Annotated in this window: 9 protein-coding genes and 6 tRNA genes; all 15 read right to left on the reverse strand. The window is 29.4% G+C overall.

Annotated features, from left to right (window positions below):
* Window positions 1-449 precede the first annotated feature (449 nt).
* Window positions 450-1388 carry a GNAT family N-acetyltransferase gene (locus tag OIO11_RS12410; protein ID WP_268071776.1) on the reverse strand — a complete coding sequence of 313 codons (939 nt, stop codon included), beginning with the start codon at window positions 1386-1388 and terminating at the stop codon, window positions 450-452.
* A complete protein-coding gene (locus OIO11_RS12415; RefSeq protein WP_268071777.1) occupies window positions 1381-2565 on the reverse strand; it encodes an MFS transporter in 1185 nt (394 codons plus the stop codon). The genes OIO11_RS12410 and OIO11_RS12415 overlap by 8 nt, the downstream gene beginning before the upstream one ends.
* A gap of 16 nt (window positions 2566-2581) precedes the next feature.
* Window positions 2582-3292: a tRNA threonylcarbamoyladenosine dehydratase gene (locus tag OIO11_RS12420; protein WP_268071778.1), complete on the reverse strand. Its 711-nt coding sequence runs from the start codon at window positions 3290-3292 to the stop codon at window positions 2582-2584.
* 698 nt (window positions 3293-3990) lie between these two features.
* Complete coding sequence (locus tag OIO11_RS12425) at window positions 3991-4278, reverse strand: hypothetical protein (protein WP_268071779.1); 288 nt, start codon at window positions 4276-4278, stop codon at window positions 3991-3993.
* Window positions 4279-4296: 18 nt separating this feature from the next.
* Window positions 4297-4482 carry a hypothetical protein gene (locus OIO11_RS12430; protein ID WP_268071780.1) on the reverse strand — a complete coding sequence of 62 codons (186 nt, stop codon included), beginning with the start codon at window positions 4480-4482 and terminating at the stop codon, window positions 4297-4299.
* A gap of 161 nt (window positions 4483-4643) precedes the next feature.
* Window positions 4644-6149 (reverse strand): carboxypeptidase M32, encoded by a 1506-nt coding sequence (locus tag OIO11_RS12435; protein WP_268071781.1) that lies wholly within the window; start codon window positions 6147-6149, stop codon window positions 4644-4646.
* Window positions 6142-6318 (reverse strand): hypothetical protein, encoded by a 177-nt coding sequence (locus OIO11_RS12440; RefSeq protein WP_268071782.1) that lies wholly within the window; start codon window positions 6316-6318, stop codon window positions 6142-6144. The genes OIO11_RS12435 and OIO11_RS12440 overlap by 8 nt, the downstream gene beginning before the upstream one ends.
* Window positions 6319-6426: 108 nt before the next feature.
* Window positions 6427-6975 (reverse strand): NUDIX domain-containing protein, encoded by a 549-nt coding sequence (locus OIO11_RS12445; RefSeq protein WP_268071783.1) that lies wholly within the window; start codon window positions 6973-6975, stop codon window positions 6427-6429.
* Window positions 6976-7060: 85 nt separating this feature from the next.
* On the reverse strand, window positions 7061-7762 hold the full coding sequence (gene sfsA, locus OIO11_RS12450) for a DNA/RNA nuclease SfsA (protein ID WP_268071784.1): 702 nt from the start codon (window positions 7760-7762) through the stop codon (window positions 7061-7063).
* A 423-nt stretch (window positions 7763-8185) separates the two neighbouring features.
* A tRNA-Glu gene (locus tag OIO11_RS12455) sits at window positions 8186-8260 on the reverse strand.
* 151 nt (window positions 8261-8411) lie between these two features.
* A tRNA-Gln gene (locus OIO11_RS12460) sits at window positions 8412-8486 on the reverse strand.
* 8 nt (window positions 8487-8494) lie between these two features.
* Window positions 8495-8571: transfer RNA gene (locus tag OIO11_RS12465), tRNA-Arg, on the reverse strand.
* A 4-nt stretch (window positions 8572-8575) separates the two neighbouring features.
* Window positions 8576-8649: transfer RNA gene (locus tag OIO11_RS12470), tRNA-Gly, on the reverse strand.
* A gap of 17 nt (window positions 8650-8666) precedes the next feature.
* A tRNA-Leu gene (locus OIO11_RS12475) sits at window positions 8667-8750 on the reverse strand.
* An 18-nt stretch (window positions 8751-8768) separates the two neighbouring features.
* Window positions 8769-8843, reverse strand: a tRNA-Glu gene (locus tag OIO11_RS12480).
* Between the last annotated feature and the right edge of the window lie 50 nt (window positions 8844-8893).

Raw genomic sequence — 8893 nt, forward strand, 5'->3', positions numbered from 1 at the left:
CAGGATCAAACTCTCAATTTAAAAGTTTAATCTATTACTCATGTTTGAATTGACTGACTTTGTTATCTTACTTCTGTTTAATTTTCAAAGACCAATTACTTTGCCGTCATCTGACAGCTTATTTAGTATATCATCTGAATCTCTTCTTGTCAACAACTTTTTTGAATTCTTTTAATTTTCTCAAATCATCTTAATTCACACTTTGTTGTTTCCTCTCCGCCGCTCTCGCGACGACAAGGAATATCTTATCAAAATAAATCCCATCATGTCTATTTGTTTTAGTTTATTATGTAGAATTACATCTCAATTATTATCATTTTCTTTCATTTGCTCTATTTATTGCATGAAGATACTCCTGGTACCGTATATACGTATTTTAAACTAAACACATACTATATTATATATAAAAGCACTATCTAATAACTTAAATAGTGCTTTTATGCTATATGCTATTCCATTGTTCTGTAAAATATTTTATGATCTCTCCACTTTCCGTTTATAAATAAATATTTCTCACTTATTCCAACTTCCTTAAATCCACAGCTTATCAAAACTCTTTGAGATTTTTCATTATCTAAAAGAACAGTAGCTTCTATTCTATGCAGCTCCATATCTTCAAAAGCATACTCTAAAACAAGCTTTAAAGCTTCCTTCATATAACCCTTATTCTGTTCCTTTTCATCTATTGAATACCCAACAAAAGCATTCTTGAATATTCCTCTTACTACATTTGATAGTTTGATTTTACCGATAAATTGTTTTTCTTTATATATTCCAAATTCTATATTAGTTCCATTTAGAAACTGCTTATAGCTTTCTATGAGATTTTGAGTCTGCGCTTCTAATGTATAAAAGCTATCCTCTCGTATAGGCTCAAAAGGCTTTAAATATTGTTTATTTCTTAAATAATATTCAAAAACATCTTTTGAATCTTCTGGTGTTAAACTCTTAAGTTCAATATTATTTCCCTTAAGCCTTAAAACATTAATGTTCCTGTCTTGCTTAAATGTACTAATGTCTACCCCAAATATTAACTCACTTCTCCATTCATTATTTGCAATAGAACTATTGGCTAGTATCCCTTCTAAAGTAAAACCTAGTTCTGTAAATGGACTAATCATTATATCTTGATCTGCAATAACATTTATTTTTAACAAATCCATATTTTTAAACAAAGATGTAACCATTAAATCTAAAGTCTTTTTCAATTCTTTAGAATATTTTTCTTCTCTTTTATAAAATTTTATTCTAAAACAACAAAATCTATTTTCTCTACTTAAATCAACTATGAATATTCTTCCAATATTTATTCCATATGCATCCTTTACTAAGTATTCTCTATCTTTGCCTTCAGTAACCTTTACTTCTACTTTTTCTTCATTATACATTCTGTTCTCTCCTGTTTTTCACCAATATATCTTTAGTATTCATAAAAATTAAATACATAAACACAGTGCATAATAATAGACAAATTGGAATAATGTAAAATGTCTTGTAAGCTCCTATTGCATCATTTAAAGTTCCAATTAATACATTTATTATCATAGCTCCACATGAAGCTCCCATAATCACTATTCCTGTTATATATGAAACATTTTTTTTAAAAACTTTGCTTATAGTTAAAACTGCAGTAGGAAAATTAATGGCAAAGAACAATCCGGATATTGCAATAATTCCAATACCCCCTTCTCCCATAAAAAGTCCTGAGATAAATAATACAAATGCAATAATGCTGGAAACTAATATACTTTTCATGTATCCAAACTTTTCAGCTGCAAATCCTCCAAACAACCTTCCTACAGCAAAAGTTCCAAAAAATAATGCTATATAAAAAGAACTTTTATTAGAATCAAATTTATATGTATCATGCATAAAATTTACAAACCAATTTCCTACATTCATTTCTGCCGCTACATAAAAACCCAATGCCAACATGTAATAATGTAATAATCTATTTCTAAATATAGACTTATAATCTATCTTTTCATTCTTGCTTACCTTATGTGCTTCAGGTACTTTAACAAAAATAAACCCTAAAAACATTATGGCTGAAATTACTGCAATAATCAAGTATAGTTGTCTCCATGACATACCTTTATAGAGCATAATTCCAGTGAATCTTTGAGTAAATGTAGCTCCCAAGCCATAGCAAAAATGAGTAAAGTTCATAAGTATTGCCTGAAAACCTATAGCAATTATCGGTATTATTGTATTAGTTCCAATGGCTATAAATGCTTGTCCTATATTGAGTACGAATAATTCTATAATAAATACAATAAAATTATTACAAAAATATAATCCTGCAAGTGGAACAACCATAAATATAAATCCGAGCATAAATACCTTTTTCTGTCCTATTTTTTCACATAAAAAGCCACCTACAAATGTAAAACACATATATCCTAAAGAACATGCTAATAACATTAAAGAAATTCCTTTATTATTCACTGCAAATTCTTTCTTAAGGGTTGGTATGAATGGCCCTCTTACATTATCACACATTGCTGACAAAATCATCATCATAAATATGTATATGATAGCAGCAATATTCCTTTGTTTTTTCACTTGATTCACTCCTTAGTTATGAATTAAATATTATATCTTTGATCACTTCTCCAGCTATAATAAGTCCTGCTGATGAAGGTACAAAAGAAATACTTCCTGGTGATTGTTTCCTTTGAGTTTCATTTTTATAAGCTTCACTTATCTTTATAGGCATTTCTTCTGAATAAACAACTTTTAGCCCTTTAACACCCCTTCTTTTTAACTCTCTTCTCATAACCTTAGCAAGGGGACACACATTAGTCCTATATATATCTGAAACTTTAAATTGTGTAGGGTCTAATTTATTTCCAGTACCCATACTACTGATTATTCTAATGTTATTTTTCTCACACCATACAGCTACTGATATTTTAGAACTTACTGTATCTATTGCATCTACTACATAATCTGTATCTTTTTCTATAATATCTTCAATATTATCTTCATTTACAAAAATATTATGAGTTTTAACCTGACAGCTAGGATTTATCTCTAAAATCCTTCTTTTCATCACCTCAACTTTAGCCTCACCTATAGTTTTCGTTGTAGCAAGAATTTGTCTATTAATATTAGATATATCTACTTCATCTTTATCTACTAAAACTATGTTACTAACTCCGCTTCTAGCAATAGCTTCAGTAACAAAACTTCCAACTCCTCCTACTCCAAATATAACAACCTTACTATTACTTAATTTTTCAATGCCTTCTTTACCTATTAATCTTTCAGTTCTAGTTAACCATTCCATACTCTACTCTCCTATCAGTTTTTATCCGGTAACTAACAATTCTAATACTCTAGTGGCAGATAAGAATTGTTAAGTTTCTAGACTAGTTCAATTAAAATTCAAATAAAGTAAAAACTCCATCTAAATTAAGTTCACTTTATCCTTATTTATTATATCAAAAATAAAAAAAAATACTGCGAAAATTTCGCAGCTGAATAAATCCGTTCAAATAAAATTATCTACACTTTAACTTAATATCCAAACAGAATTAGAAAGATCACAAGCTTATTTTTAAAAATAGACTTTATCTTTTCCATATAAACTTTCTCCGTAGATACGCCTACAGAAAGCTTGTAGCATTATTTACCTTCAAATAAGTTTCTATAATTTATGCCGTACATTAAACTTAAGTACCTCAGTAAAATAATGATTCTTTAAAATCCTGTTAAAAACTTTTAACTGTTGTTATATATGACTTTAAATATATAGTCACACTTTTATTATACTATATAGTTTGAATATTCGCAATTTTTCACGTATTAGAGATTTACTTCATAATTTTACACAATATAAATAAATCTCTCATCAATCAATTTATTATATAAATTTATTTATAGCTGCTTATAAAAAATTTATATCTTTTTATCAAAATCAATCATAATATTTCTATAACTTTTTTTAAAAGAGTAAAGACTCATACTCTTTACTCTTTTTACTACTTATCTCTCATCCAGACTAGCTAAAACTTTATCATACATGCTTATCTGGCACTTACTATTTTTAAAATTTTCGCAATTATTACAGCTAGTTGTGGAAACATACCCTGAAACAAATTCACCTTCTGACTTTATAGGTTGATATCCTGAGCAATTTTCTGCCACAGTCATATTTTGTTGAGCTACAGCTGTAGGAAATTCACCCATTCCACTTATAATTTGCTGGTTAGACACACTAGTACTTTCCATAGTTCTTTCCATTGGTTCTTTAGTATCTCTAGCATCTTTCATGCATATCCCTCCTTAAAATTAGTTCCTACTTATTGTTTCCATAACCTGATTAAATAATCCCTTTGCACATTTTCCATTAGTAAAGTTTTGACAATTAGTACAACTTTCAGATAGTGTTCCCATGCTAAACATTGAAATGGCATATCTAGGTTCATATTGAAAACAATTTTGAGCTATTATCATTTTTACTTCATTAGAAATCATTATTAAACACCGACCTTTAAAATTCTTAAACTCAATATAGTTTTCTCAAAAAATAAAATAAAATACCTAAAATTTATTAAATATTTTTAAACAAAAAATAATAAAAACATATAATGCTAGAAATGAGTTTCTAGCATTATATGTTTTTTCCGTATGATATGCTAATTATATATTTCAGAGTATTTATTTTTTAAGTATTCAATAAAATATTTAGCATTTAATTCTTCACCAGTAACTTTCTTTATAAGTTCTTCTGGCTTATACACTGCACCATATTTGTGAATATTTTCTTTAAGCCATTCATGTATAGTATATAAGTTGCCTTTTTCTATTTTCTCATATAAATCAGGTATATCTTTTTCCATCTTATTTAAGAACTGAGCTCCATAAAGATTTCCTAAAGCATAACTTGGGAAATATCCAAAGCTTCCATCTGACCAATGCATATCTTGAAGTACACCTTCTGCATCATTTTCAGGCTCTATTCCTAAATATTCTTTGTATTTTGCATTCCATATTTCAGGTAAATCCTTAACTTCAATAACTCCATTTATTAATTCTTTTTCTATTTCATATCTTATAATGACATGCAGACTATATGTAAGCTCATCTGCTTCTGTTCTGATAAGTGATGGCTCTACAAAATTTATTCCTTTATAAAATTCCTCTAATGTTATATCTTTAAACTGAGTAAATCTTTTTATAGCTTCTGGATAGAAATAACTCCAAAATTCTTTAGTCTTACCTATAATATTTTCATAAAACCTTGATTGAGACTCATGTATTCCCATAGAAGCTCCTTTAGCCAGCATAGTTCCCTTTAAGCTGTCATCTATATTTTGTTCATATATAGCATGACCTCCTTCATGTATACAGCTGAATAAAGCACTTCTAAAATCATTTTCATTATAATTTGTAGTTATTCTCACATCTTTGTTTCCAAAATTTATTGTGAAAGGATGTGTAGACTCATCTATTCTTCCACGTTCCTTAAAATCATATCCCATTTTTTCCAGTACAAATTCTGAAAACTCTTTTTGAGCTTTCTTTGGAAAATTCTTTGTAAAAAACTCAGTATTAGGCCTATATCCTGATTTGTTTATTTGTTTTAGAATATCAACTATTGCATCTCTAAGTTCACTAAAAACTTCATCTAATTTCTTAGTCGTAATTCCTGGTTCATATTCATCTAAAAGTGTATCATATTTATTTTCATCATATCCTAAATACTCAACAAATTTTCTCTTATAACCTATTATTTTTTCAAGATGAGGCTTAAAAATATTAAAATCACCTTTTTCTTTTGCTTCTTCCCATGCTGCTGTAGAGTTTGATGCTGCTATTACATATTCTTTATATTCATTCTCTGGTATCTTTTTAGTTCTGTTATAATTTTTTTCAGCTTCTTCAACCATAGCTTTAGTCACATAATCTAAATCATTACACTTACTAAAGTAGTCTATAAATTCCTTCATTTTTTCTGATGTACTAATCTTATACGCTTCTCCTGACAAATACCCTAGCATTTGACTTCTATAATCAATTCCACCTGTAGGTGCGTTAACCATTGAATCCCAACTTAATACTGCTATTGTACTCTCTAAGTATTCCAACTTAGTTAAATATTCTTTAAAAGCCTTTATATTTTGATTAAAACAATTACTCATAGAATCCCTCCTCATATATAACTGACTCTGTTTCCCTACAATACTTTGTAACAATACATTCTCCCAAATTTCTAGGACATTTTCTACACATACAGTCTTGCGCTTTACCATCACACCCTTTATTTAGTAATTCTGGACATCTTCTGCAATTATCTTTTAGTACTGCCATTGTTCTTCCCCCTAGTTTATAATATATACTCTAATTTATATTAATAAAAAATAACCCCTGCCTTATTAATGCTATATGGCAAAGGTACATATGTTCTTTGGTAAAATATTATTTAAAAATACCTTCCATAGGTTCAAGCTCACACCTATATGCTTTTTCTCCCTTATAACCTATTTCTTTTAACACTTTTCTCACAACAGTCTTTCCTATTTCATCTTCCTTCATTTCAAAAATAGCATCTTCTATATTGCTCCAATCAACCCATTCTACCTCATCAGATTTTCTTATTTCACCATCAACATACTTTGCCATATAAGTAAGCATTAAAAGTTCTGCTTCTTTAACTATATCACTTCCAAGATATTTTATATTGTCAACAGTTATACCTGTTTCCTCTTTAACTTCTCTTACAACCGTCTGCTCAACAGTTTCTCCATTTGTAACATATCCTGATACTAAAACCTTTGAATCTTTAAATATATAGCTTTGCTTCAATAAAAGAATCTCCTGATCTTTAATAACTGCAACAATAACACATGGTTTAGGTAAATCAAAATACATAGTATCGCATACTGGACAATAAGGTACTTCACCTTCATCCCAGCTATCTCTCATAATTAATTTTGTACCACATTTAGGGCAAAAGTTAAATTTCATATTAATTCCCCTCCATGAATAAGCTATTCTTATATTTATAATTATAATTTATTTATATTTTTTAGTACATACTCCTTTTGAATTGTTAATCATCACATAAAATTATATCCACTGTTGTATCTAACTCAATATAATTCTCTCCTACTTTACAATTATAAACGAAAATATCAACTCCATTTTTATGTGCCAGTCGTAAGGCATTTCCAAAATTTTTATCCATATCATCGTAAGGTGAAAAAGTTTCTACATCTTGCAGCTGAATCAAAAATAAGACTCCTGCTCCTTTGCCACTTTTCTTCACATCAATAAGTTCCAATAAGTGTCTTCTTCCCCTGTCTGTTGGAGCATCAGGAAACATACAGTGTCGATTATCTTCAAAGGTTACTCCTTTTACTTCAAGATAATATTCTTCATTCTTTTTATTGGAAAGCTTGAAATCAAACCTACTTTTACCAAAGGTCTTTTCTCTTTTTATTATTGGGTAATTTTTTAGTTCTTTAATCTTAGCATTTCTTAATGCTTCTTCAACTACATAATTAGGTATCTGTGAATCTATATTTATGATCTTGTTATCTTTATATCCAGCTATTAAATCATATTTAGTTTTTCTATTTGGATTTTTACCTTCCTTTAAAATCACAGTACTCTTTGGTATAAGTATTTCTCTGCATCGCCCTGTATTAGGTACATGTACCATTATTTCTTCTCCATTTACTTTAACATAAGCTATAAATCTATTGGGTCTTTTAATAAATTCTGCTTTAATAATATTATTGTATATCATTATTATCCTCACTTTATATAAGTTATCAACATATCCACACAAATTATCCACATTTCTCACATATTTTTCTTAAATTTACTCCTTTATTTTATTAATTATTATACATCCTACTGTAAGAAATCAAATATTATTATATTTAATTATACTGCATTTTTATTTTATCCAATTATATTATCCACAATGTTATTAATTTTTTATATACATTGTTATTAATTAATGTAAGTTTATCTATATGTGTAAATTTTTCAAAGTTAGATTTTCCTCAACTACTAGCTTAAAGTGAAGTATACTTTATTTGAGCAGGTTTTATAAACTAAGTTATAGAGTTATGTATTATTCTATACTTTGTTCAATGTAAATATATATTTAAATCTTTAAAATAAAAAAATAAAACGCTTCAATAGTTAATTGAAACGTTTTAAAATTTGGTAGCTCCTAGGGGAATTGAACCCCTGATTCCGCCTTGAGAGGGCGATGTCTTAACCTCTTGACCAAGGAGCCATATATTAAATTTAACTTTTTATACTTTACTGTAATATTATAGCAATAAACATCATTACTGTCAATACTCTGATATTTTTTACAAAAATAAAATAAATTATACTTATATAAAATAAAAAAATTCTTCTTTTAAAGAAGAACCTTAATTGTATGGCTGGGATGGCAGGATTCGAACCTACGCATGTAGCAGTCAAAGTGCTATGCCTTACCGCTTGGCGACATCCCAATAATTTATGGTGCGTCTTAAGAGATTCGAACTCCTGGCCCACGCCTTAGAAGGGCGTTGCTCTATCCAGCTGAGCTAAAGACGCAAAATGGAGCGGGTAAGGGGAATCGAACCCCTGTGTTCAGCTTGGAAGGCTGACGTTCTACCATTGAACCATACCCGCATATCTATTAAATTTTATGGTGCAGGTGAAGGGAGTCGAACCCCCACGCCAAAGGCGCTAGATCCTAAGTCTAGTGCGTCTGCCAATTCCGCCACACCTGCACATATTAAAATTTTAAATGGTGACTCCTAGGGGAATCGAACCCCTGTTACCACCGTGAAAGGGTGGTGTCTTGACCGCTTGACCAAGGAGCCATATTACCCGGCGGCGACCTACTCTTCCACACCGTCTCCAGTGCAGTACC

Source organism: Clostridium sp. ZS2-4 (assembly GCF_026719745.1).
In the GTDB taxonomy this organism is placed as follows: domain Bacteria; phylum Bacillota; class Clostridia; order Clostridiales; family Clostridiaceae; genus Clostridium_H.